The following is a 21,503-nucleotide window of genomic DNA, read 5'->3' on the forward strand; positions in this document are numbered from 1 at the left end:
ACGGTGCGAGAGAGCCGTGCAACCATGGCGATCCCGTGTCGCCCATGACGTGCCGCACGCGCCTTGTGCCGGGCTGGCCGTTCGAACCCGACGCGCGCGGCGCGTGAGGCTCGGGCAGAAAAGTCACAGCCTTTGCCGCCGCGGGAGCCCGCAGGACCGCACCACCGATTGCGCCGCGGGCGGGCCCGGCTCTAGACCCTTAGGGGAAGAGAGCGGGACACGACGAATGAGCCTTGGAATCGCAAGCGGTGCCGGCACGGGGCTCGGACTCGCGCGGCCGGCCGCCCCGGTCGCGGTCGATCTGCGCCTCTACGGCCTGCTCGATGTCGGCGTGCTCGGCGGCGACGGCGCGGTGCTGGCCGATCTCGCCGCGGCCTCGGTCGCGGGCGGGGCGACCCTGCTCCAGTATCGCGAGAAGGACATCGCGGATGCCCGCGCCGCGCTCGCGCGCATCCGGGCGATCCGCGCCGCGGTGGCGGGCCGCGTGCCGCTGCTGATCAACGACCGCATCGACCTCGCCCTCGCCGCGGGCGCCGAGGGGGTGCATCTCGGCCAGACCGACCTCCACCCGGAGGAAGCGCGGCGGCTGCTCGGGCCGAAGGCGATCATCGGGCTGACGGTGAAGACCGCGCCCCAAGCCGACGAGCTGTATCGCCTGCCGATCGACTACGCCTGCATCGGCGGCGTCTTCGCCACGACCAGCAAGGACAACCCCGACCCGCCGGTCGGCCTCGACGGTCTGCAGCGCATCGTCTTCCGCGCCCGCCTCGCCCGCGGCCAGGGTCTGCCGCTCGGCGCCATCGCCGGGATCGACGCGGGCAACGCGGCCTCGGTGATCCGCGCGGGCGCCGACGGCGTGGCGCTGATCGGTGCCCTGTTCAAGGGCGGCGACACCGAAGGGCGAGCGCGGGATCTGCGGGCGCGGATCGACGAGGCCTTGGCCGGGCGGGCGGGATGAGGCCGTCGCGCGGCGGCCCGCGTGCGGGACAGCCCCTGGCCGGATCGGCGTCGGGCCCGATGTGAAGGGGCACAACGAACGCCGTCGCAACGAACAGGGAGGCCCATCGGATGACCGTCATCGCCTTGACCATCGCCGGATCGGATTCGAGCGGGGGCGCCGGCATCCAGGCCGATCTCAAGAGCTTCGCGGCTCTGCGCGTCTTCGGCGCCAGCGTGATCACCGCGCTGACCGCGCAGAACACGACCGGCGTGCAGGGCGTCCACCCGGTGCCGCCCGACTTCATCGCCGCGCAGATCGATTCGGTATTTTCCGATCTCAAGGTCGGCGCGGTGAAGATCGGCATGCTGCCGAGCCCGGAGGCGATCCGCGCCGTGGCCGAGAGCCTCCGCAAGCACGCCCAAAACATCCCCGTGGTGCTCGATCCGGTGATGGTGGCGGCCTCGGGCGACCGGCTCATCTCGGAAGACGCCGTCGAGACCCTGCGGGCCGAACTGATGCCGTTCGCCACCGTCGTCACCCCGAACCTGCCGGAGGCCGCGACGCTGCTCGGCGAGGCGGAGGCCGGACACGAGAACGAGGCCGTGGGGCAGGCCCGGCGCCTGCTGGAGCGGGGCGCGCGGGCGGTGCTGATCAAGGGCGGCCACGGCGAGGGTCGCGAGAGCGTCGATCATCTCTTGGGTCGCGACGGGACCTTGCGCCGCTTCGCCGCCCCGCGGATCGAGACCCGCAACAACCACGGCACCGGCTGCACCCTGTCGGCGGCGGTCGCGGCCGGCCTCGCCAAGGGTCAAGGGCTTGCCGAGGCGGTGGGGAACGCCAAAACCTACGTCACCGAGGCGATCCGCACCGCCGACGGCATGAAGGTCGGCCACGGCCACGGGCCGCTGCATCACTTCCACGCCCTGTGGAAGTGACGAAAACGGAGCTTGAGGATGGTGACACCGCCGACGAGGGATGGACAGCACCGCCGCTGCCCCAACGGCGCGGCCCGCCCGCGGAACGGCGAGGCCTCGACCGAGATGCGCAACCGCCTCGCGCTCAACCGATTCACCTATCGCGGCGGCTATGACGGCTACGAGGGCCGGATGATCCTGCGGCCGGAGTTGGCCAAGCCCTCCGGGTCCAAGGGGTGAGCGCGCCACGGCCGATTGCGTTTGACAAACCAAACGCCCGTTCGGATAACGGAACGATCTCCACGATGTGACGCGCGGGCCCCGCGCCGGATCGGCTTTCCGCCCCGGCAGGCCGCGCATCGGCGGATCGGCAGGATGCAGGACATCACGGCAAGCCTCGAGCGCGGACGGCCGAAGGATCTGGTGAGCGGCGCGCAGGTGCTGTCGGGCCAGCTCGGCAAGACGATCCAGCGCCTGCGCAAGGCCTACAACCTCTCGCTCTCCGAACTCGCCGAGCAATCCGGCGTGGCGAAGTCGATCATCTCCCAGATCGAGCGCAACGAGACCAATCCGACGCTCGCGACCATCTGGCGCCTGAGTCAGGCGCTCGACGTGTCGATCGAGCGGGTGCTCGCGACGTCCGACGAGGAGCCGTTCATCGAGCGCTTCTCCCGCGCCGACACCCCGCGCCTCGTCTCCGAGGACGGCAAGGTGCGGCTCGCCATCATCGGCTGGATCAAGACGGTCGAGTGGCTGCAATGGTACGACGTGACCGCCGATGCCGGCGGCGTGCTCGATTCCGACGCGCATCAGCGCGGCTCGGTCGAGTCGCTCTCGGTGACGGAAGGGACGTTCGCCGTCGAGGTCGCGGGCGAGGTCCAACGGGCCGGGCCGGGCGAGACCCTGCGCTACCGCTGCGACCGGCCCCACAGCGTCCGCTGCGTGAGCGAGGGTCCGGGCCGGGCCACCATGGTGGTCATCATGAAGGCCGCGGTGATGGAGTGAGGCACGGCGCTGGGGAGCGCCGCGCCTGCGCGCCTCAGCGCGGGATGAAGGCCCAGTAGTCGAGATCGAGGATCACCGACGGGTCGTAGCCGTCGCCCTGGCGGCCCGGATGGTTGCCGCAGGGCTGGTTCTTGGCCGCGATGGTGCGCAGGCGCAGCGCGCCGATGTCGGTGCGGCCGGGGAGTTCGGCGGCTTCCAGCACCTCGGACCACGCATAGACCGTGTCGCCGGCAAACAGCGGGGCGACGTGGCGGCCGGCATTGATGCCGCCGATGGCAAAAGCGTTGGCCAGCCCGTTGAAGCTGAGCGCGCGGGCGAGCGAGATGACGTGGCCGCCGTAGATCAGCCGTTTGCCGAACTTGGTCTCCTTCGTCGCGACGGCGTCGAAATGGACTTTTGCGGTGTTCTGGAATAGGCGGGTGGCGATCTGGTGCTCGGCCTCCTCGACGGTCATGCCGTCGACGTGGTCGATTTTTTCACCCACCGCGTAATCTCCGAAGAGATGCGGGCTGCCGGCGAGCGCCGTGTCGTAGGCCGATGCGTCGAGCGGTGGCAGCGCCTTGGCGAGGTCGGCCGGATCGACCACCTTGGCCAGCGTCGGCACGTGCTCCTCGGCGATCTTCGCGTCGGGATCGCGCTTGCGCACGAGCACCCAGCGGCAATAGCTCAGAACGGTCCGGCCCGAGGAATCGGACCCGGTTGAGCGCACGTAGACCACGCCGGTCTGGCGGTTGGAGCTTTCCTTCAGGCCGATCACCTCGGAGACGGTGGAGAGCGTCTCGCCCGGATAGACCGGCCGGTGGAAGCCGCCCTCGGCGTAGCCGAGGTTGGCCAGCGCGTTGAGCGAGACGTCGGGCACCGTCTTGCCGAACACGACGTGGAAGGTGAGCAGGTCGTCGAGCGGGCTCGCCGGATAGCCGAGCGCCTTGGCGAAGGCGTCGGACGACTGCACGGCGAAGCGCGGCCCGTAGAGGGCGGTGTAGAGCGCGACGTCGCCGGAGGTGACGGTGCGGGGCGTGGCGTGGCGGATGGTCTCGCCGAGGCGGAAATCCTCGAAGAAGCGGCCCGGATTGGTCTTCATTCTCGCGTTCCTGCCCTTGCGTCCGTGGTCTGCCGCCCGACGCCCCGCTTCTGAATACGGTATCCAGAACCGAGGCCCAGGCCCTTGTGGTGCCTCGGTTTTTCGAGGCCGGCGACCATCCTGCGGACTGACGCTCTAGCAACGGGTCCGGGCGCAGCGCAATGCCACGCTCGGGCCGATTCTCCAGCGGGCGGTCAGACCACCATGGCGATGTAGATGTCGGTGATGAGCTTCTGCGCGAACAGCAGCAGCAGGATCAGGATGATCGGCGAGATGTCGACGCCGCCGAGGTTGGGCAGGAGGTTGCGGATCGGCCGCAGCACCGGCTCGGTGACCCGGTAGAGGAATTCGCCGATCTGCGAGACGATCGGGTTGCGCACGTTCACGACGTTGAACGCCACGAGCCAGCTCAGCACGGCACTCGCGATGAGGATGTAGATGTAGAGCTGGATGACGGTGTTGATGAGCCAGAGAAGGGCGTTCATGCGGGCTGTACCGGTCCTCGCCGCCCGCGTTCCGACCCGGCGCGGGATGCGTGGGGCTCGCGGGTCATTTCCGGAATTGACAGGGCGAAGCGGACAAGCCTAAAAGGCACCCGCCTCGGGACGGGGCTGTAGCTCAGATGGGAGAGCGCCGCAATCGCACTGCGGAGGTCAGGGGTTCGATTCCCCTCAGCTCCACCAGGTTTCTCTCCCAGCGAGAGGCCATAGGTGGCAAGGACTTAGCGGCTCGTCGCCCCAGTCCGAAATCGTCCAGATCAACAGTTCGAGCCGGGCCGATACCTGTAGTCCGGGTGTGAAAGGACGCGTCCTTTCGCGGGTACAGGGCAGAGCCCTGGATGCCTTCCCGGACATCCCGCGAGTCCTCGTTGCGTCGATCCGCGACCGAGGGGCGAGAGATGATGCCGTGGGCGTATCGTCGACGAGACCGTGCGATCCCTCAAATCTCCGGCGGCGCCTCGGGATTGCCATCGAAGCGGTCGCGGTGGGCGGCGGTGCGGGCGAGCAACAGGAGGGTCACCGGGGTCGTCACGGTGAAGAACAGGCCGATCAGCGCGTCGCGCAGGACGAGGCGGTCCTCGATCAGCGAGAGCAGCAGCATCGAGCCGCACAGGATCAGGGCCATTCCGAGCGTCGCGCCGAGCGACGGGGCGTGGACGCGCTCGTAGAAGGTCTTCAAGCGGATCAGGCCGAGCGCGCCGACGAGCGCGAAGCCTGCGCCGGTGACGGTCAGCAGCACCACGAGGCAAGCGGCCCAGATGGGGAGTTCGGCGCCGTTCACTGGATCACCTCGCCCTGCATCAGGAACTTGGCCAGCGCGACCGTTGCGGTGAAGCCGATCATGCCGATGATCAGCGCCGCCTCGAAATACAGGCCGCTGCCGGTGCGCATGCCGTGGACCACGATGGCCAGCATGCCGTTGAGATAGAACGTGTCGAGGCCGAGGATGCGGTCCTGGGCGCGGGGGCCGCGCAGCATCCGCCACGCGGCGAGCGCCATCGCCAGCACCAGCATGCCCTGGGCGAGGCCGAGGCCCCAGTCGAGGATCGTCACGCTCGTCATGCCGGTGTCCTCTCGAAGATCGCCAGAAGGGGACGCTCGTAGCGGTCCTTGATCCGGGCTTCCCAGTCGCTGTCCTCGGTGAAGTCGAGGACGTGCAGCAGCAGGCAGCCGGTGTCGGAATCGTACTGCACCCAGAGCGTGCCGGGGGTCGCCGTGAGGATCACCGCCAGCACCGTGAGGCCGGCGGGCTCGCGCAGTTCCAGCGGCACGGTGATGAAGCCGGTGCGGCGCTCGCCGGAGCGGGGATTGAGGATGACTTGGGCCACGTCGATGTTCGAGCGGACCATGTCGTAGACGAAGACGCCGAGCAGCCGGGCGATTGCTGAGGGCGCGCGCAGCCGCACGGGGCGGGGTTCGAGCGCCCGCATCACCGCCGGGACCGTGAGGCCGACGACGACCGCCAGGAGCACGTTGCCGGGCGTCGGCGGGGCGTTGAGCAGCAGCCACGTGAGCGCCAGCGCCAGCGACAGCAGAGGGTGGGGCAAAACGCGGCTCACCGGTCCCCTCCTTCGCCCAAAACCGCCCGGACGTAGTCCTGCGGCTGTGCAAGCCACGTCACCGTGGCGTCGACGTAAGCGAGGACCGAGCCGCCCCACAGTGCGAGGGCCATGCAGGTCAGGAGCAGGCCGGCAATCCCCAAAAGTTCCGGCGCGCGCAGGACCGGAGCGGGATCGTCGCTCGGCACCCACAGGCTGAAGATGCCGAGCCGTACCAGCGGCATCAGCGTGCCGAAGCTCGACAGCGTCAGCGCCGCGATCAGCGCCCAGGCCGAGGCCGTCATCGCCCCACTCGTCAGCCCGGAAAAGATCGCGAGCTTGCCGACGAAGCCGGCGAGCGGCGGCACGCCGGCCAGCATCAGCGTGGCGACGAGGAAGCCGACACCGAGGATCGCGACCGCGGACGGGATCGCGCGGCCGACCTCGGTCGCCTCGGGATCGTCGAACGGGTCGCGGTACTCGTCGGCGAAGACGGGTTTTCCGGCCTCTGCCGGGTCGCGACCGCGCTGCAGGATTTCCGCCAGGAGGAACAGGGCGCCCGCCGCCAGCGTCGAGCCGACGAGGTAGTAGAGCGCGCCCGACAGCGCCCGCTCGCTGCCGGTGCCCAGCGCCGCCAGCACCGTGCCGGACGAGATCATCACGGCGTAGCCCGCCGCCCGCGTCAGTTCGCGCGCGGCCAGGATGCCGATCGTGCCGAAGGCGATGGTGGCGAGCCCGGCGGCAAGCAGAAAGGTCTGCCCGAAGCCCGCGGACAGGCCCTCGCCGAACAGGAGCAGGCTCAGGCGCACCACGACGTAGACGCCGACCTTGCTGAGGATGGCGAGGATCGCCGCCGCCGGGGCGCTCGCCGCCGCGTAGGTCGTCGGCAGCCAGAAGCCGAGCGGCCAGGCGCTGCACTTGATCAGGAAGGCTAGCCCAAGCACCGCGCAGCCGACCTCGAACAGGCCGAGTTCACTCAAGCTAGGTGCGGCGAGGCGCCGGGCGAGATCGGCCATGTTGAGGGTGCCGGTGGTGCCGTAGATCAGGCTGACGCCGACGAGGAAGAACAGTGAGGCGACAAGGTTGACCGCGATGTAGCCGAGCCCGGCGCGGATGCGGATCTCGCCCGAGCCGTGCAGGACGAGGCCGTAGGAGGCCGCCAGCATCACCTCGAAGAACACGAACAGGTTGAACAGGTCGCCGGTGAGAAAGGCGCCGTTCACGCCCATCACCAGCAGGAGGAACAGGCCGTGGAAGCGTGGGCCGGCCCGGCCCCAGCGGGCGAAGGAAAAGACGAGGGCGCACAATCCGAGGATGGCGGCGAGCACCAGCATCATCGCCGAGAGCCGGTCGGCCACCAGGACGATGCCGTAGGGCGCGGCCCAGTTGCCGAGGCGGTAGACCTCCGCCGTCCCACTCGCGCGGCCGACGAGGACGAGGGCGATGCCAAGGAGCGCCAGCATCGTGACGAGGCTGAGGGCAGCCTTCAACTCGCGGCGGCGCTCGTCCATCAGGAACAGGGCGCCCGCGACCGCGATCGGCAGGACGACCGGCAGGACGACGAGGTGGTCGGACCACGCACTCGCCTGTGTGATGGCGACGGGGCCGGTCATGGATGCGGGTTCCCCGGATGCGGCTCGGCGCGATGCGGCTCGCGGCCATCCACGTGGTCGCTGCCGGTGACGCCGCGGGCGGCCAGGAGCACCACGAGGAACAGGGCGGTGAGCGCGAAGCCGATGACGAGGGCGGTGAGCACCAGCGCTTGCGGCACCGGATCATCGACGGAGACGATCTCCGGCACGGCCCCGAGCACTGGCGGCGCGCCGACGGTGAGGCGGCCCATGGCGAAGATGAACAGGTTGACGGCGTAGCTCAGCAGCGAGAGGCCGAGCACGACCTGGAAGGTGCGCGGGCGCAGCATCAGCCACACGCCGGAGGCGGCGAACACGCCGATCCCGCCCGACAGGACGAACTCCATCAGGCGGGCTCCTTCGCGGCGGTCTGCTCGGCGTCCGCTCGCGCTTCGGCCTCGGCTTCCGCGGCGCGGGTGCGGCGCAGAGACTGGTGGGCCAGCGCCACCAGCATCAGGGCGCTGGCGCCGACGACGAGGACCATGATGCCGAGATCGAACACCAGCGCGCTCGCCACCGGCACCTTACCGAGCACGGGCGGCTTCCAGTAGGTGAAGAAGGCGGTGAGGTAGGGGCGCCCGAACAGCCAGGAGCCGGCCCCCGCGAGCGCGGCGATCAGCATGCCGGCGCCGATCCACGAGATCGGCTGGATGCGCAGGCGCTCCTCCACCCATTCGGCGCCGTTGGCCATGTATTGCAGCATGAACGCCACGGTCATGGCGATGCCGGCGGCAAAGCCGCCGCCGGGCAGATCGTGGCCGCGCAGGAACAGGTGCAGCGCCAGGAGGACGATGAAGGGAAAGAGCCACGTCGTCACCACGCGCGGCACCAGCAGCGCGTCGGCGGTGGTGTGGCCGGGCTCGCGGCCCTCGCGGGCGTGGTCGTAGGCGTCGTGGCGCACCTGTTGCGCCGGGCGCTCCAGGCTGTCGGGGGCGGGGCGGAAGCGGCGCAGCAGGGCGAACACTGTGAGGCCGACGACGCCGAGCACGCAGATCTCGCCCAGCGTGTCGAAAGCGCGGAAGTCGACCAGCAGCACGTTGACGACGTTGCGCCCGCCCGCCTGGGGATAGGCCTCCTCGACGAACCAACGGCTGATGCCGTCGACCGCGGGCCGCGTCATCACCGCGTAGGCGAGCCCGGCGAGACCGAAGCCGACGAGGCCGGCGATGCAGAGATCGATCAGGCGGCGGCGCCTGCCCCGCGCCTCCTCGGAGGCCGGGACCGGGATCGCCGCGTCGCGCTTGGGCAGCCAGCGCAGGCCCAGCAGCAGCATCACGGTGGTGACGATCTCGACGAGGATCTGCGTCACCGCGAGGTCGGGGGCGGAGAGCCACAGGAACGTCAGGCTGCTGACGAGGCCCGCGCCGCCGACGAAAATCGCCGCCGAGAGCCGGTGGTACTTCGCCCGCTCCGCCGCGCCGATGGCGCAGGCCGCGCCCACCAGCCACATCAGGGCGAAGGCCGGATCGAACGGCGTGATCGTGCCCGGCGCCGTCAGGTCGAGCCCGCGGGCGGCGCCCGCGGCGAGCGACACGGTGAGCGCGGTGAGGAACAGGATGCGCAACTGCGGCTGCAGCCGCTCGGTGCCGAGCTGGCCTTCCAGCCAGCGGGCGCCGCGCACGAGGCCGGTCATCGTCTTCTCGAACAGCCAGCCGCCGTCGAGCCGGTCCATCAGCCAGGGGCCGCCGCGGGGGTTCGTGTTGATGCGTTGGCCGAAGACGAAATAGAGCGCCACGCCGCCGACCAGCGCCGCGACGCTCATGGCGAGCGGCGCGTTGAATCCGTGCCAGATCGCGAGGCTGTAATCGGGCGTGCGCTCGCCCAGAACCGCCCGCACCGCGCCCGCCAGCACCGGGCCGATGGTGAGGTTCGGCACGAGGCCGATGGCGATGCAGGTGAGCACCAGCGCCTCGATCGGAATCCGCATCCAGCGCACCGGCTCGTGGGGCGAGTGCGGCAGGTCGTGCGGGGGCGGCCCGAAGAAGGTCTGGCAGATGAAGCGCAGCGAGTAGAGCATGGTGAACGCGGATGCCACCGTCGCCAGCACCGGGAGCGCGAGGTGGAGCGGGTGGTCGCCCGCGTTGTCGACGGCCTCGGAAAGGAACATCTCCTTCGACAGGAAGCCGTTGAGCAGCGGCACGCCGGCCATCGCGGCGGCGGCCACCATGGCGAGCGTGGCGGTGTAGGGCATCGCCCGCCACAGGCCCGAGAGCCGGCGCATGTCCCGCGTCCCGGTCTCGTGGTCGATGATGCCCGCGGCCATGAACAGCGAGGCCTTGAACGTCGCGTGGTTCACGACGTGGAAGATCGCGGCGACGACGGCCAGCGGTGAATCGAGCCCGAGCAGCAGCGTGATCAGCCCGAGATGGCTGATGGTGGAGTAGGCGAGCAGGCCCTTCAGGTCGTGCTGGAAGATCGCCGACCACGCGCCGACCAGCATCGTCGCCATGCCCAGCCCGCCGACGATCCAGTACCAGGCCTCGGTGCCGGCGAGCACCGGCCAGAGCCGGATCATCAGGAAGATGCCGGCCTTCACCATGGTGGCCGAGTGGAGGTAGGCGCTGATCGGCGTCGGCGCGGCCATGGCGCGGGGCAGCCAGATGTGGAACGGGAACTGCGCCGACTTGGTGAGCGCGCCGGCGAGCACGAGGATCAGGGCGGGCAGGTAGAGCGGGCTGTTGCGGATGGCGTCGCCGGAGGTCAGCACGGTGTCGAGATCGTAGCTGCCGACCATCCGGCCGATCAGGATCATGCCGACGAGGAGGCACAGGCCCCCCGCGGCGGTGACGGTGAGCGCCATGCGGGCGCCGTCGCGGGCCGAGGCGTTGTCCGACCAGTAGCCGATCAGCAGGAAGGAGACGACCGAGGTCAGCTCCCAGAAGACGACGAGCTGGATCAGGTTGCCCGACAGCACGATGCCGAGCATCGCGCCGACGAACGCGAGGAAGTAGCAGAACAGCCGCGGCACCGGATCGGCGGCAGCCATGTAGTAGCGGGCGTAGAGCACCACCAGCGCGCCGATGCCGAGCACCAGCATCGCGAACAGCCAAGCCAGCCCATCGAGCCGCAGGATCAGGCGCACGCCGAGCGTCGGCAGCCAATCCACCCCGACGGTGACGGGGGCGTCGCCGATGAACGGGTAGAGGCTGGCGATGCAGGCGAGGCTCACCAGCATCACGCCGCCTGCAAGCGCGGCGGCGGCGTTGCGGGCCGAGCCCGGCAGGCAGACCGCGACGAGGCTACCGAGGAAGGGCAGGATCGCGGCGAGCGCGACGAGCAGCTGAGGCGTCGAGGCTGAGGGCAAAGAACGAGGCTCGCGGGTCCGGGTTGTCACCCTCGCGGGTGTACCGTCATCCATCGGGGTCGCAACGCCCCGCGAAAAGCCCGCTCGCCGCCGGGATCGGTGGTTTTGCGGGCATTTCGTCGAGGACAGGGCGCTTCTAGCAGAACGAATCGCGCGGCGAACCGCATCCCGCGTGCGCAGCGACACCGTAGGTCATGCGCTCACGGCGCGGCGGCGCTATGACGGACGGGGCCATGATCCACCGCACGCCGCACCCGCTCCGCCTGCTGCTGCCGGCCCTCGCTGTCCTCGTCGCCGGGTGTTCGGACGACGCCGCCGAGCGCCGCCGGGCCTTGGGCGATGCGCCGGGCTTTGCCGACCTCATGCGGGTGGCGGATGCGGACCGGGGCGGGCGCCTGTTCGGCCGGTGCGCGGCCTGCCACACGATCGAGCGGGGCGCGGGCGACCGGAACGGGCCGGGCCTGTTCGGGGTGATGGGCCGACCCATTGCGGGTAACAGCCGCCGCTTCGGCTACACCACCGCCTTGCGCTCCGTCGGCGGCACGTGGACGCCGGAGCGGATGGACGTCTGGCTCGGCGCCCCCACCGTTATGGTACCCGGCACCAGCATGACGTTTTCGGGCATGCCCGATCCGCTCGACCGGGCAGACCTCATCGCCTTCCTACAAATGTAGTCGGTCGATGGGAGGGCGGCAGCCCAATAATTGCATAGTCCCTGTAAATTGCGATGCACTTCCGTAATCATTGTGCCGTATCGACGCGGATTGTCGATCAATGATGCTCTATGCTTTTGTGTCGCATCGTCTTTTCCGAAAGCCCGAAATCACCTTTCGGGACGATGTTTTAGAACGTGTTATGCACTTTTAATAAGTTTTTCGGCTTATTTAAGCATGAGACAGACGAAGGCGACCATGTGCAGGCCGGCCAATGTGCCGCGTAACGCTCGTAGTCCTCGACCAAGCGTCGGCAGCAGGTGGCCCAGGCGCAATAAGGGCTATCGTCTCCTCAATCGGACCTGCGAACGGCAGGCATAATGACGGAGGAGCAAACGCCATGGCATCATCGCGCCGGACGACCGCCCTGCTGGCGAGCCTGACCCTGCCCATCATGCTCGCCGCCGGATCGGCGCATGCCGCGGCGGGCGACTCCGACAACCAACGCGCCGAGCGCTGGGGCGAGATCAAGCAGCAGATCTTCGGCGACGCCAAGATCCAGTCCGGGGGCAAGGCGGTGAAGATCGACGCCCCGAAGCGGGCGGATGACGCCTCCCTGGTGCCGATCACCCTGACCGTGCCCGACAAGGACAACGTCGCGGAGCTGTCGCTCATCATCGACGACAACCCGACGCCGTACGCCGCCCACTTCGTCTTCGGCCCGGCGGCGGACCCCAGCGAGCTCAAGCTCCGCGTGCGCGTCAACAACTACACCGACGTCCACGCCGTCGCGAAGATGAAGGACGGCACGTTCCAGGAGGCCACGGAGTACGTGAAGGCGTCCGGCGGCTGCTCTGCACCGATGGGCATGAGCGACGAGGAGGCGATGCAGGGCATGGGCGACATGCGCATGAAGTTCGGCGAGACGCTGCCGGGCAAGCCCGTCCAGGCGACCCTGATGATGCGCCACCCGAACTTCTCGGGCATGCAGATGAACCAGGTGACGCGCGATTACACCCCGGCCCGCTACATTCAGAAGATCACCGTCAGCTACGGTGACAAGAGCGTCTTCACGATGGACGGGGACATCTCGATCTCGGCGAACCCCGTCATCAATTTCGGCTACCTGCCTGACGGCGCCGGCCCGATGAAGGTCACCGCCACGGACAACCAGGGTGGCCACTGGGAGAAGAGCTTCCCGGTCCGCTCGGCAAGCAACTGATGCGACCCGTGCTCCGCCTTCCCATCGTGGCCGCGGCGGCCGTGTTCATGATCGCCGCAGCGCCTGCCGACTCGCCCGTCGGCGTGCGGGAGCCCGAAGGCTACTGGCAGGGGGCGCTGCACGGCTACACGCCCCAGACCCTTGCAGGGGCCACCGTCGTGGATGCCGGCGAAGTCGCCAAGCTGATCGAGGAGCATAAGCCGGTGCTTCTCGACGTCTCCGAGATCGACCGGAAGCCCGCCGGCCTGCCTCAGGGCGGCCTTTGGTCCCCCATCCACCGCAACATCCCAGGAAGCACGTGGCTGCCGGGCTCGGGTGAAGGAGACCTCGACGCGGCCGCCCAGGACGCCCTCAAGGCACGGGTCGCCGATCTTACCGGGGGCGACCTCGAAAGGCCCATCGTCACCTACTGCCACCCCGACTGCTGGGGCAGTTGGAACCTCGGCAAGCGCCTCGTCGCCCTGGGCTACCGGAAAGTCCACTGGTTCCCGCAGGGCATCGAGGGCTGGCAGGACGGCCATGACACAGCCGTGTCACGTCCCGACGCGCGATGGGCCGCACGCCCGAAGTCGACCGTCGGCCAATGACGACCATCATCCTCCATCCCGAAGGCTCGCCTCGATGATCCGCCGTACCCTCCTCGCCCTCCTCGCGGCGGCGCCGCTCGGGCTGGCCCCGGCCCAGGCCGCCGACTTCCTCCCGTACACGCCGGAAGCCCTGGCCGCCGCGCAGAAGGCCGGCAAGCCCATCCTGGTGGAGATCAGCGCGCCCTGGTGCCCGATCTGCAAGACGCAGAAGCCCATCCTGGCGAAGCTCGGGGCCGACCCGCGGTTCAAGGACCTGCAGGTGTTCGACGTCGATTTCGACAGCCAGAAGCCGGCCCTCAGGGCGCTCAACGCCCGCATGCAAAGCACGTTGATCGCGTTCAAGGGCGAGAACGAGGTCGGGCGCTCCATCGGCGAGACCCAGCCCGAGTGGATCGAGGGCCTCGTGGAAAAGGCGCTCTGAGGCGAAACCCATGGTCGCCACCCTCGGCCTCGCCTTCCTCGCCGGCATCCTCTCCGTCCTGTCGCCGTGCGTGCTGCCGCTCCTGCCCTTGGTCCTCGGCGCGGCCGCTTCCGAGCACCGCCTGGGCCCCGCGGCGCTGGCCGCCGGTCTCGCGCTGTCGTTCGTCGTGATCGGCCTGTTCGTCGCCACGGTAGGCTTCGCCATCGGGCTCGACACCGACGTCTTCCGCACCGTCGCCGCGATCCTGCTGGTGCTGGTCGGCCTCGTCCTGATGGTCCCGGCGGTCCAGACGCGGCTGGCGGTGGCCGCCGGCCCGGTGAGCGACTGGACCGAGACCCGGTTCGGCGGCTTCTCGACCGCCGGCCTGCTCGGCCAGTTCGGCGTCGGCCTCCTGCTAGGCGCCGTCTGGAGCCCCTGCGTCGGCCCGACGCTGGGCGCCGCCTCGCTGCTGGCCTCCCAGGGTCGGGATCTCGGCACCGTCGCCTTGACCATGTTCCTGTTTGGCGTCGGCGCGGCGCTTCCGCTCCTGCTCCTCGGCACCCTGTCGCGGGAGGTGCTCATGCGCTGGCGTGACCGCATGATGAGCGCCGGCAAGGGTCTGAAGGCCGCGCTGGGCCTGATCCTGGTGGTGAGCGGAGCCGTGATCCTCTCGGGCTACGACAAGGCCATCGAGACCGCGCTGGTGAACGCTTCGCCGTCCTGGCTCACCGACCTCACCACTCGCCTCTGAGGGCCCGATCACCGATGCGTCTCGTCCAATCCTGTCTCGCCGCCTGCCTCGTCCTGACGCCTTGTGGTGCCGAGGCTTGGGACATGATGGGTACCAAGCGGATCGAGCTGCGCACCCGTGACGGGCACATCATCCCCGTGGGTTCCGTGACCTTCGAACCGGACGGCCCAGGATCGAGGTTCAAGCTCGCGCTCGACCTGACCGACTTCCGCGACCATTTCCTATCCATGCGCGAGTTCAAGTGCGCTGAGGGGCCCGAGCTGCAGTGCTACGTGCCTTATCCGTATAAAAACCTTGCCACCGTCACGCGGGCCGATCTCTCCTGGCTGGAGCACAGTTTGATCTTTTTCTTCAAGGCCCCGACCGACTATGGGGCCAAGCTGGCAAACGGCCTGTATTACACGATGCGGGTCACCGATGCCGGCATCGTGGGCACCCCGCAATCGGTCGATCTCAACGAGATCGCCGCTCCGCCGGGTAATCCCGACGTACCACCCTTGGGACCCGAGAGCAGATCCGACATCGAGCCTCGGGCGAGGTGGATCGAGGAGCTGTTCATCCGCTGACGCCATGGGACACGGTCGGAGGCTGGCGGCCGCGGGTGGGCTATGTAGTATCGAGATGCCGTCGCTCGGAAAGGTGGCGGGATCTTCGCGGTTCGCCCATGTCATGTCGCCACCAGTCCGATAGCTCGCCCCCGCCCAGCTTCCGGGACGCGCCCTGCTCGACCCGTAGGTGGCGACGTCGATCAGGCACATCGCCGACGGCCGGCAACGACAACGAGAATGGTGCCTGGGTCCGGGCTCGCGCGATCTTCGCAGCCATGCTTGGTGGCCTGCTCGCCATTGGCGCGGCCCTAGGCGCCCTCGACCTCTGACGATCACCCGGAGCTCCCATCGCCCAGGCTGCGAAGCGAGCCTCACGCCGTATTGCGCCGCAGCGAACTCTCGGGGTATGGTAAGCCCATAAGACCGGACCCGGTGAAAGCCCGGGTGGCTCTTCCGGCCGCCGATCCGCCGGATAACGCAAATCGTGGTGCCTAAGTCGCGGACCTCCGAGGAGGCCGACCGGCCCTGTTGCGCGCCCCATGCGACGTACCGAACGCGCCTGGGACAAGGAAAGCCTTTCACAACAATGGATCTCGTCCACCTACGGAGCGAGTGGGCTCCGAACGTCACACGCGAGTTGCTGGCGGGCACAGTCGTGGCCCTCGCCCTCATCCCCGAGGCCATCGCCTTCTCCATCATCGCCGGCGTCGACCCGAAGGTCGGCCTCTACGCCTCCTTCTGCATCGCCGTCGTCACCGCCTTCGCGGGCGGGCGGCCCGCCATGATCTCCGCCGCGACCGGCGCCATGGCGCTCCTGATGGTGGGCCTCGTTAAGGACCATGGCGTCGGCTACCTGTTCGCCGCCACCATCCTCACCGGCCTCCTGCAGATCGCCGCCGGCGCGCTCCGGCTCGGCAACCTCATGCGGTTCGTCTCGCGCTCGGTCGTGACCGGGTTCGTGAACGCCCTGGCCATCCTGATCTTCCTGGCGCAGATGCCGGAACTCATCGGACAGGGCACGACCGTCTACCTGATGACCGCGGCCGGCCTCTGCATCATCTACGGCCTGCCGTACCTCACCAAGGCGGTGCCCTCGCCGCTGGTCACCATCGTCCTGCTGACCGGGGTCTCGATGTACCTCGGCCTCGGCATCCACAAGGTCGGCGACATGGGCGCGCTCCCGAGCGAGCTGCCCTGGGTGGCCCTGCCGCAGGTGCCGTTCACCTGGGAGACCCTGCAGATCATCCTACCGGTGTCGTTGACCCTGACCATGGTCGGCCTGCTGGAAAGCCTGATGACCGCAGCCATCGTCGACGAGATGACCGACACGACCTCGAACAAGAACCGCGAATGCGCCGGCCAGGGCGTCGCCAACATCGCCTCCGGGTTCCTCGGCGGCATGGCCGGCTGCGCCATGATCGGCCAGTCGGTGATCAACGTCTCGTCCGGCGGACGGGGACGGCTGTCCACGCTGTGGGCCGGCGTGTTCCTGCTGTTCCTGATCGTCGTGCTCGGCCCCTACGTGGCACAGATTCCGATGGCGGCGCTGGTCGCGGTCATGATCATGGTCTCGATCAACACCTTCCAGTGGAAGTCTCTCCGTACGCTGGTGACCCATCCGAAGTCGTCGAGCTTCGTCATGCTCGGCACCGTCGTGGTCGTCGTGGCGACCCACGACCTCGCCAAGGGCGTGCTGTTCGGGGTGATCCTCAGCGGCCTCTTCTTCGCCCACAAGGTCACCAAGTTCTTCGGCGTCGCGTCCTCGCGCGACGAGGCCCGTGCGGTGCGCACCTACAAGGTGACCGGCCAGATCTTCTTCGCCACCGCCGAGGCGTTCCACTCCGCCTTCGACTTCCGCGAGGAGGACCTCCGGGGCGTCGTGCTCGATCTCACGGCCGCGCACTTCTGGGACATCACCAGCGTCAACGCGCTCGACCGGGTCGTGCTCAAGTTCCGGCACCACGGCATTCCGGTCGACGTCATCGGCATGAACGAGGCCACGGCCACGATGGTCGAACGGCTCGGCACCCATGACAAGCCGGGGGCCGCGCTGGCCGCACCCGGTCACTGACCGAGAAATAGCCATGGGCGCAGGCGGAGACCCGCACCCATGCCGCCCGTCCTGCGACACACCGACGTGTGCCGGGGGCCCTCTCTGGGGATCCGGTGCGGGACGGGTTGTCCCTGTCCCGCTTCGATGCGATAGCCCGCGCAGGGTGCGCGGTCCGTCGGTCGGACCGGCAGGACGAGCGCTGGTCGGGCCGCCAGTGCCGGAGACCCGTGCCCGTGTCGTCGCCATCACACAGCGTTCCGCGGCCTCGTCGCCGCCCCTTGTCGGCCCTGCGCAACGTCCTGACCAGCGACGCCGGCGGCGGTCTCGTCCTGATGGTGAGCGCCGCGCTCGCCCTGGTGATCGCCAACTCGCCGCTGGCGGACACCTACTTCGGCGCGCTCAATGCCTACGTCGGTCCCCTGTCGGTCCTGCACTGGATCAACGACGCCCTGATGGCGGTGTTCTTCCTGCTCGTCGGACTGGATATCAAGCGCGAGGTGCTCGACGGGCGGCTTCGCACCTGGCCCGACCGGGTGCTGCCGGGGCTGGCCGCTCTCGGCGGCATGGCGGTCCCGGCCACCGTCTACGCCGCCGTGAACTGGAACTCGCCCGAGACGCTGCGGGGCTGGGCGATCCCGGCCGCCACCGATATCGCCTTCGCGCTCGGCGTGCTGGCGCTGCTCGGCTCGCGCGTGCCGGTCTCGCTCAAGGTCTTCCTGACGGCCCTCGCCATCATCGACGACCTCGGCGCCGTCCTCATCATCGCGGCATTCTACACCGCCGACCTGTCGCTTCCGATGCTCGGCGGCGCGGCGGTGACGCTCGCGGTCCTATACGGGATGAACAAGGCCGGGGTCGCCCGCCTGTGGCCCTACCTGCTGATCGGCGCGGTGCTGTGGGTGTTCGTGCTCAGGTCGGGCGTCCACGCGACCATCGCGGGCGTGCTGCTGGCCCTGACGATCCCGTTGAGGCTCAGCGTCGGCAAGCCGGACGACCCGACCTCGCCGCTGCATATCCTTGAGCACGCGGTCCATCCCTGGTCGGCCTACCTCATCCTGCCGATCTTCGGCTTCGCCAATGCGGGCGTTTCGCTGGCCGGCATCACGCCACGCATGCTGCTCGACCCGGTGACGCTCGGCGTGGCGCTCGGCCTGTTCGTGGGCAAGCAGGTCGGCGTGTTCGGCCTCGTCCTCGCCGCGGTGAAATCCGGCTTGGCCCAGCGCCCTGCGCACGCTACCTGGCCGCAGGTCTACGGCGTCTCGCTCCTCTGCGGCGTCGGTTTCACCATGAGCCTGTTCATCGGCCTGCTCGCCTTCGCGAACGCCCCGGAGCTTGAGGCCGAGACCAAGGTCGGCGTGTTGATCGGCTCCATCGCCTGCATGGTGGCCGGCGCGCTGGTGCTGCGGTTCGCCCCGACCCATCCGTCCCGGCGCTGAGCCGGGGCGGCCGTCGAGGGACTCCCGAGCCACATGCCCTTTCCCGATCTCCGATGACGACACCGGTCGAGAAGCTGCGCGATCTCTACGAGGGCGACACGCGGGGCGCGCACCGCTTCCGCTACGCCCTGCTCGTGTTCGACGTGGCGACCATCGCCTTCGTCGTCGTCACCTCGTTCATGCCATTGTCGCCGTGGATCGTCGCCTGCGACCTGGCGGTGGGCGCGTTCGTCCTGATCGACTTCGCCGCCCGACTCGTCGTCAGCCGCGCGCCGCTGCGCGAGTTCCGGCACCTGAGCACCTGGACGGACCTCGTGGCGGTGGCCTCGTTCCTCGCGCCCGTGGTCGTCGAGGGCGTCGGCTTCCTGCGCATCCTGCGGACGCTGCGCCTGCTGCGCACCTACCACCTGCTGGAGCGGCTGCGGCAGGACAGCGGCCTGTTCCGCCGCAACGAGGACGCGATCCTGGCGGCCACGAACTTGGTGGTGTTCGTCTTCGTCATGACGGGGATCGTCTACGCCACGCAGCACGGCGGCAACCCGGCGATCCGCACCCCCGTGGACGCCCTGTACTTCACGGTCACGTCTCTCACGACGACCGGCTACGGGGACATTACCCTTCCCGGGACGACGGGCCGCCTGCTGTCGGTCCTCGTGATGATCTGCGGCGTGACGCTGTTCTTCCGCCTCGCGCAGGTGGTGTTCCGCCCCTACAAGGTCCGCTTCCCCTGCGACGCCTGCGGCCTGCAGCGCCACGAGCCGGACGCAGTGCACTGCAAGGCCTGCGGCCACCTCCTCGCCATCCCCGACGAGGGAGCGGACTGAGCTCGGGCCCAGCGTCAGCGCTTCACGAAGCCGATGTCGGCGGCGACCGCCTTGAGGCGCTCGGGCTCGCGCTCCTTCCGCTCCGAGTAGCGGTCGACGAGGTAATCGGCCCGGCCGCGGGTCAGCAGGGTGAACTTCATCAACTCCTCGCAAACGTCCACGACCCGGTCGTAGAGCGGCCCCGGCTTCATGCGGCCGGCATCGTCGAACTCCTTGTAGGCCATCGGCACCGAGGACTGGTTCGGGATCGTCACCATCCGCATCCAGCGCCCGAGCACCCGTAGGCTGTTCACCGCATTGAAGCTCTGCGAGCCGCCTGAGACCTGCATCACCGCCAGCGTCCGCCCCTGCGTCGGCCGCACCGAGCCCTCGCTCAGCGGCAGCCAGTCGATCTGGGCCTTCATCACCCCAGTCAGGTTGCCATGCCGCTCCGGGCTGACCCAGACCTGCCCCTCCGACCAGATCGAGAGCTGCCGTAGCTCCTGCACCTTCGGATGGTCGGCGGTGCTGTCGTCCGGCAGCGGCAGGCCGTGTGCGTCGTAGATGCGGATCTCCCCGCCCATCGCCTCCAGCAGCCGGGCCGCCTCGTAAGCCAGGAAGCGGCTGAACGAACGCTCGCGGAGCGACCCGTAGAGGATCAGGAAGCGGGGTGCATGGTCGAGCGGCGTCGACGCTTGCACCCGCTCCGCGGTCGGCGCCTCGAAGTGCGCCTCGCTCAGGTTCGGCATAACGTCGGAGAACGGCTGCTGGGGCTTGTCCAAGGCGTTCCATTCCTCTACGTTTCAACAGAAGTTGATATGTAGGTCATTCGATGGACGAACGGCAAGCCCTCGCGGCCTTTGCGGCCCTCGGACAGGAGCATCGCCTCCGGGTCGTGCGCGCCCTGGTCACCGCCGGCCCCGACGGCCTCGCCGCCGGCGTGCTCGCCGAGGCCGTCAACGTCGCCGGCAACAACCTGTCCTTCCACCTCAAGGAGCTCAGCCACGCCGGACTGATCACGTCCCGTCGTGATGGCAAGTCGGTCATCTACAGCGCCGCCTACGCCGGCCTGTCGGACCTCGTCCAGTTCCTCATGCGCGACTGCTGCCAGGGCCACCCCGAGGTGTGCAACCCGGCCGTGGCCGCGCTCGCCGCCTGCGATTGCACCACCGGAGAGACCCTCCATGCCTGAGCCCGCCTACAACGTCCTTTTCCTCTGCACCGGCAACTCCGCCCGCTCGATCCTGGCCGAGGCCATGCTCAACAAGGAGGGAGGCGGCCGCTTCCGCGCCTTCTCGGCCGGCAGCCAGCCCAAGGGCGAGCCGCACCCCCTGGCGCTGCAGGTCCTGCGCGAGAGCGACTATCCGACCGAGGGGCTTCGCTCGAAGTCCTGGGACGAGTTCGCCGGGCCGGACGCGCCCGTCATGGATTTCGTCTTCACGGTCTGTGACAACGCCGCCGGCGAGGCCTGCCCTTATTGGCCGGGCCAGCCGGTGACGGCCCACTGGGGCATCGAGGACCCCGCAGCGGTCGATGGCTCCGACATGGAGCGCAAGCGCGCCTTCGTCACCGCGCAACGCTACCTCAGGAACCGGATCGCGGCCTTCGTGGCCCTTCCGCTTTCCAGCCTGGACGGGGTGGCCCTGTCCGCCAAGGTCCGCGAGATCGGCCAGCAGGCCGGCGCCACGTCCCCCCGCCCGGAGGTCGCGTGATGGACGTCGTCATCTACCACAACCCGGATTGCGGAACCTCCCGCAATACCCTGGCCCTCATCCGCAACGCCGGCATCGAGCCGCACGTGGTCGAGTACCTCAAGACGCCACCGAGCCGGGCGCTCATCAAGCAGCTGCTTGGCCGGGCAGGCCTTTCTACCCAGGACGTGCTGCGCGAGAAGGGCACGCCCTACGCCGAGCTGAGCCTTGCCGATCCCGCGCTGACCGACGATCAGCTCCTCGACGCCATCGAGGCCCACCCGATCCTGCTCAACCGCCCGCTGGTGGTGAGCCCGAAGGGCGTGCGCCTGTGCCGGCCCTCCGAGGCGGTGCTGGACCTGCTGCCGGCCCAGCAGGGCGAGTTCGTCAAGGAGGACGGCGAGCGCGTCGTCGACGAGCACGGGCGCCGCGTCGCCACCGCCTGA

General features: G+C 69.1%; 25 protein-coding genes, 1 tRNA gene, 1 pseudogene and 1 other annotated feature. Of the genes and pseudogenes, 17 read left to right on the forward strand and 10 right to left on the reverse strand.

Going from position 1 to position 21,503, the window contains the following annotated elements; genetic code table 11:
• The first annotated feature begins 226 nt into the window (after window positions 1-226).
• The 4 genes from thiE to ASG52_RS13940 all read left to right on the forward strand — a co-directional run bounded on the left by thiE (window position 227) and on the right by ASG52_RS13940 (window position 2,859).
• The gene (thiE, locus tag ASG52_RS13925; RefSeq protein ID WP_056244072.1) at window positions 227-958 is read left to right on the forward strand and encodes a thiamine phosphate synthase; all 732 of its coding nucleotides are present in this window, start codon (window positions 227-229) and stop codon (window positions 956-958) included.
• Between the two features lie 110 nt (window positions 959-1,068).
• On the forward strand, window positions 1,069-1,875 hold the full coding sequence (gene thiD, locus ASG52_RS13930; RefSeq protein ID WP_056244076.1) for a bifunctional hydroxymethylpyrimidine kinase/phosphomethylpyrimidine kinase: 807 nt from the start codon (window positions 1,069-1,071) through the stop codon (window positions 1,873-1,875).
• Between the two features lie 18 nt (window positions 1,876-1,893).
• Window positions 1,894-2,094 (forward strand): hypothetical protein, encoded by a 201-nt coding sequence (locus tag ASG52_RS13935; RefSeq protein ID WP_056244079.1) that lies wholly within the window; start codon window positions 1,894-1,896, stop codon window positions 2,092-2,094.
• A 135-nt stretch (window positions 2,095-2,229) separates the two neighbouring features.
• Complete coding sequence (locus tag ASG52_RS13940; protein WP_056244083.1) at window positions 2,230-2,859, forward strand: helix-turn-helix domain-containing protein; 630 nt, start codon at window positions 2,230-2,232, stop codon at window positions 2,857-2,859.
• A gap of 34 nt (window positions 2,860-2,893) precedes the next feature.
• Here ASG52_RS13940 and ASG52_RS13945 read toward each other — a convergent pair whose 3' ends face one another.
• Together ASG52_RS13945 and ASG52_RS13950 are read right to left on the reverse strand one after the other, a co-directional pair.
• Window positions 2,894-3,940 (reverse strand): MaoC family dehydratase, encoded by a 1,047-nt coding sequence (locus ASG52_RS13945; RefSeq protein ID WP_056244086.1) that lies wholly within the window; start codon window positions 3,938-3,940, stop codon window positions 2,894-2,896.
• A gap of 194 nt (window positions 3,941-4,134) precedes the next feature.
• Window positions 4,135-4,425, reverse strand: a complete 291-nt coding sequence (locus tag ASG52_RS13950; RefSeq protein ID WP_056244088.1) for a YggT family protein — start codon at window positions 4,423-4,425, stop codon at window positions 4,135-4,137.
• 122 nt (window positions 4,426-4,547) lie between these two features.
• Between ASG52_RS13950 and ASG52_RS13955 the strand changes: the two genes are divergently transcribed.
• Window positions 4,548-4,623, forward strand: a tRNA-Ala gene (locus tag ASG52_RS13955).
• Between the two features lie 256 nt (window positions 4,624-4,879).
• On the opposite strand, the gene mnhG is transcribed toward ASG52_RS13955, so the two are convergent.
• From mnhG to ASG52_RS13985, 6 genes are read right to left on the reverse strand one after another with little or no spacing between them, the layout of a single operon-like run.
• Window positions 4,880-5,221, reverse strand: coding sequence for a monovalent cation/H(+) antiporter subunit G (gene mnhG / locus ASG52_RS13960; protein ID WP_056244090.1), 342 nt, complete (start codon window positions 5,219-5,221; stop codon window positions 4,880-4,882).
• Window positions 5,218-5,502 carry a K+/H+ antiporter subunit F gene (locus ASG52_RS13965; RefSeq protein ID WP_056244093.1) on the reverse strand — a complete coding sequence of 95 codons (285 nt, stop codon included), beginning with the start codon at window positions 5,500-5,502 and terminating at the stop codon, window positions 5,218-5,220. Before ASG52_RS13965 ends, mnhG begins: the two co-directional genes overlap by 4 nt.
• Window positions 5,499-5,999, reverse strand: coding sequence for a Na+/H+ antiporter subunit E (locus ASG52_RS13970; RefSeq protein ID WP_056244095.1), 501 nt, complete (start codon window positions 5,997-5,999; stop codon window positions 5,499-5,501). Before ASG52_RS13970 ends, ASG52_RS13965 begins: the two co-directional genes overlap by 4 nt.
• Complete coding sequence (locus tag ASG52_RS13975; RefSeq protein WP_056244098.1) at window positions 5,996-7,591, reverse strand: monovalent cation/H+ antiporter subunit D; 1,596 nt, start codon at window positions 7,589-7,591, stop codon at window positions 5,996-5,998. The genes ASG52_RS13970 and ASG52_RS13975 overlap by 4 nt, the downstream gene beginning before the upstream one ends.
• The gene (locus ASG52_RS13980; RefSeq protein WP_056244101.1) at window positions 7,588-7,956 is read right to left on the reverse strand and encodes a Na+/H+ antiporter subunit C; all 369 of its coding nucleotides are present in this window, start codon (window positions 7,954-7,956) and stop codon (window positions 7,588-7,590) included. The genes ASG52_RS13975 and ASG52_RS13980 overlap by 4 nt, the downstream gene beginning before the upstream one ends.
• Complete coding sequence (locus ASG52_RS13985; RefSeq protein WP_353612486.1) at window positions 7,956-10,913, reverse strand: monovalent cation/H+ antiporter subunit A; 2,958 nt, start codon at window positions 10,911-10,913, stop codon at window positions 7,956-7,958. Before ASG52_RS13985 ends, ASG52_RS13980 begins: the two co-directional genes overlap by 1 nt.
• Before the next feature lie 233 nt (window positions 10,914-11,146).
• On the opposite strand from ASG52_RS13985, the gene ASG52_RS13990 reads away from it, so the two are divergent.
• Window positions 11,147-11,587: a c-type cytochrome gene (locus ASG52_RS13990; protein ID WP_056244723.1), complete on the forward strand. Its 441-nt coding sequence runs from the start codon at window positions 11,147-11,149 to the stop codon at window positions 11,585-11,587.
• Between the two features lie 206 nt (window positions 11,588-11,793).
• Here ASG52_RS13990 and ASG52_RS27245 read toward each other — a convergent pair.
• Window positions 11,794-11,897: pseudogene (locus ASG52_RS27245) on the reverse strand (IS5/IS1182 family transposase); the annotation flags it as partial.
• Window positions 11,898-11,966: 69 nt separating this feature from the next.
• Here ASG52_RS27245 and ASG52_RS13995 point away from each other — a divergent pair.
• The 8 genes from ASG52_RS13995 to ASG52_RS14030 all read left to right on the forward strand — a co-directional run bounded on the left by ASG52_RS13995 (window position 11,967) and on the right by ASG52_RS14030 (window position 19,387).
• Window positions 11,967-12,788 carry a quinoprotein dehydrogenase-associated SoxYZ-like carrier gene (locus ASG52_RS13995; RefSeq protein ID WP_056244104.1) on the forward strand — a complete coding sequence of 274 codons (822 nt, stop codon included), beginning with the start codon at window positions 11,967-11,969 and terminating at the stop codon, window positions 12,786-12,788.
• Window positions 12,788-13,375: a rhodanese-like domain-containing protein gene (locus tag ASG52_RS14000; RefSeq protein ID WP_056244107.1), complete on the forward strand. Its 588-nt coding sequence runs from the start codon at window positions 12,788-12,790 to the stop codon at window positions 13,373-13,375. The genes ASG52_RS13995 and ASG52_RS14000 overlap by 1 nt, the downstream gene beginning before the upstream one ends.
• 34 nt (window positions 13,376-13,409) lie before the next feature.
• The gene (locus ASG52_RS14005) at window positions 13,410-13,796 is read left to right on the forward strand and encodes a thioredoxin family protein (RefSeq protein WP_056244111.1); all 387 of its coding nucleotides are present in this window, start codon (window positions 13,410-13,412) and stop codon (window positions 13,794-13,796) included.
• A gap of 10 nt (window positions 13,797-13,806) precedes the next feature.
• Complete coding sequence (locus ASG52_RS14010; protein WP_056244114.1) at window positions 13,807-14,526, forward strand: cytochrome c biogenesis CcdA family protein; 720 nt, start codon at window positions 13,807-13,809, stop codon at window positions 14,524-14,526.
• Between the two features lie 83 nt (window positions 14,527-14,609).
• A complete protein-coding gene (locus ASG52_RS14015; protein WP_286159048.1) occupies window positions 14,610-15,092 on the forward strand; it encodes a hypothetical protein in 483 nt (160 codons plus the stop codon).
• A gap of 404 nt (window positions 15,093-15,496) precedes the next feature.
• Window positions 15,497-15,552: a sequence feature (sul1 is cis-regulatory element that is thought to sense ions involved in sulfur or methionine metabolism; They are found in Alphaproteobacteria), on the forward strand.
• Between the two features lie 108 nt (window positions 15,553-15,660).
• Window positions 15,661-17,145 (forward strand): SulP family inorganic anion transporter, encoded by a 1,485-nt coding sequence (locus ASG52_RS14020; RefSeq protein WP_056244118.1) that lies wholly within the window; start codon window positions 15,661-15,663, stop codon window positions 17,143-17,145.
• A gap of 215 nt (window positions 17,146-17,360) precedes the next feature.
• Window positions 17,361-18,563: a Na+/H+ antiporter NhaA gene (nhaA, locus tag ASG52_RS14025; protein WP_056244119.1), complete on the forward strand. Its 1,203-nt coding sequence runs from the start codon at window positions 17,361-17,363 to the stop codon at window positions 18,561-18,563.
• Window positions 18,564-18,616: 53 nt separating this feature from the next.
• Window positions 18,617-19,387: a potassium channel family protein gene (locus ASG52_RS14030; RefSeq protein WP_056244123.1), complete on the forward strand. Its 771-nt coding sequence runs from the start codon at window positions 18,617-18,619 to the stop codon at window positions 19,385-19,387.
• A 14-nt stretch (window positions 19,388-19,401) separates the two neighbouring features.
• Here ASG52_RS14030 and arsH read toward each other — a convergent pair whose 3' ends face one another.
• A complete protein-coding gene (gene arsH, locus ASG52_RS14035; RefSeq protein ID WP_056244128.1) occupies window positions 19,402-20,148 on the reverse strand; it encodes an arsenical resistance protein ArsH in 747 nt (248 codons plus the stop codon).
• 50 nt (window positions 20,149-20,198) lie between these two features.
• Here arsH and ASG52_RS14040 point away from each other — a divergent pair, with 50 nt between their 5' ends.
• From ASG52_RS14040 to arsC, 3 genes are read left to right on the forward strand one after another with little or no spacing between them, the layout of a single operon-like run.
• Window positions 20,199-20,558, forward strand: coding sequence for an ArsR/SmtB family transcription factor (locus tag ASG52_RS14040; protein WP_056244131.1), 360 nt, complete (start codon window positions 20,199-20,201; stop codon window positions 20,556-20,558).
• The gene (locus tag ASG52_RS14045) at window positions 20,551-21,078 is read left to right on the forward strand and encodes an arsenate reductase ArsC (protein WP_056244134.1); all 528 of its coding nucleotides are present in this window, start codon (window positions 20,551-20,553) and stop codon (window positions 21,076-21,078) included. Before ASG52_RS14040 ends, ASG52_RS14045 begins: the two co-directional genes overlap by 8 nt.
• Complete coding sequence (arsC, locus tag ASG52_RS14050) at window positions 21,078-21,503, forward strand: arsenate reductase (glutaredoxin) (RefSeq protein ID WP_056244137.1); 426 nt, start codon at window positions 21,078-21,080, stop codon at window positions 21,501-21,503. Before ASG52_RS14045 ends, arsC begins: the two co-directional genes overlap by 1 nt.

The organism is Methylobacterium sp. Leaf456 (assembly GCF_001425465.1).
GTDB lineage: Bacteria > Pseudomonadota > Alphaproteobacteria > Rhizobiales > Beijerinckiaceae > Methylobacterium.

What these genes read in the sequence shown, in the direction of transcription:
- ASG52_RS14045 (WP_056244134.1), top strand. Translation starts at nt 20,551, where the DNA reads ATGCCTGAGCCCGCCTACAACGTCCTTTTCCTCTGCACCGGCAACTCC.
- ASG52_RS14000 (WP_056244107.1), top strand. Translation starts at nt 12,788, where the DNA reads ATGCGACCCGTGCTCCGCCTTCCCATCGTGGCCGCGGCGGCCGTGTTC.
- arsC (WP_056244137.1), top strand. Translation starts at nt 21,078, where the DNA reads ATGGACGTCGTCATCTACCACAACCCGGATTGCGGAACCTCCCGCAAT.
- ASG52_RS13990 (WP_056244723.1), top strand. Translation starts at nt 11,147, where the DNA reads ATGATCCACCGCACGCCGCACCCGCTCCGCCTGCTGCTGCCGGCCCTC.
- ASG52_RS13965 (WP_056244093.1), bottom strand. Translation starts at nt 5,502, where the DNA reads ATGACGAGCGTGACGATCCTCGACTGGGGCCTCGGCCTCGCCCAGGGC.
- ASG52_RS13940 (WP_056244083.1), top strand. Translation starts at nt 2,230, where the DNA reads ATGCAGGACATCACGGCAAGCCTCGAGCGCGGACGGCCGAAGGATCTG.
- ASG52_RS13935 (WP_056244079.1), top strand. Translation starts at nt 1,894, where the DNA reads ATGGTGACACCGCCGACGAGGGATGGACAGCACCGCCGCTGCCCCAAC.
- ASG52_RS14010 (WP_056244114.1), top strand. Translation starts at nt 13,807, where the DNA reads ATGGTCGCCACCCTCGGCCTCGCCTTCCTCGCCGGCATCCTCTCCGTC.
- ASG52_RS13975 (WP_056244098.1), bottom strand. Translation starts at nt 7,591, where the DNA reads ATGACCGGCCCCGTCGCCATCACACAGGCGAGTGCGTGGTCCGACCAC.
- ASG52_RS13995 (WP_056244104.1), top strand. Translation starts at nt 11,967, where the DNA reads ATGGCATCATCGCGCCGGACGACCGCCCTGCTGGCGAGCCTGACCCTG.
- ASG52_RS14005 (WP_056244111.1), top strand. Translation starts at nt 13,410, where the DNA reads ATGATCCGCCGTACCCTCCTCGCCCTCCTCGCGGCGGCGCCGCTCGGG.
- ASG52_RS14040 (WP_056244131.1), top strand. Translation starts at nt 20,199, where the DNA reads ATGGACGAACGGCAAGCCCTCGCGGCCTTTGCGGCCCTCGGACAGGAG.
- thiE (WP_056244072.1), top strand. Translation starts at nt 227, where the DNA reads ATGAGCCTTGGAATCGCAAGCGGTGCCGGCACGGGGCTCGGACTCGCG.
- ASG52_RS14020 (WP_056244118.1), top strand. Translation starts at nt 15,661, where the DNA reads ATGGATCTCGTCCACCTACGGAGCGAGTGGGCTCCGAACGTCACACGC.
- thiD (WP_056244076.1), top strand. Translation starts at nt 1,069, where the DNA reads ATGACCGTCATCGCCTTGACCATCGCCGGATCGGATTCGAGCGGGGGC.
- ASG52_RS14015 (WP_286159048.1), top strand. Translation starts at nt 14,610, where the DNA reads ATGATGGGTACCAAGCGGATCGAGCTGCGCACCCGTGACGGGCACATC.
- ASG52_RS13950 (WP_056244088.1), bottom strand. Translation starts at nt 4,425, where the DNA reads ATGAACGCCCTTCTCTGGCTCATCAACACCGTCATCCAGCTCTACATC.
- ASG52_RS13945 (WP_056244086.1), bottom strand. Translation starts at nt 3,940, where the DNA reads ATGAAGACCAATCCGGGCCGCTTCTTCGAGGATTTCCGCCTCGGCGAG.
- ASG52_RS14030 (WP_056244123.1), top strand. Translation starts at nt 18,617, where the DNA reads ATGACGACACCGGTCGAGAAGCTGCGCGATCTCTACGAGGGCGACACG.
- ASG52_RS13980 (WP_056244101.1), bottom strand. Translation starts at nt 7,956, where the DNA reads ATGGAGTTCGTCCTGTCGGGCGGGATCGGCGTGTTCGCCGCCTCCGGC.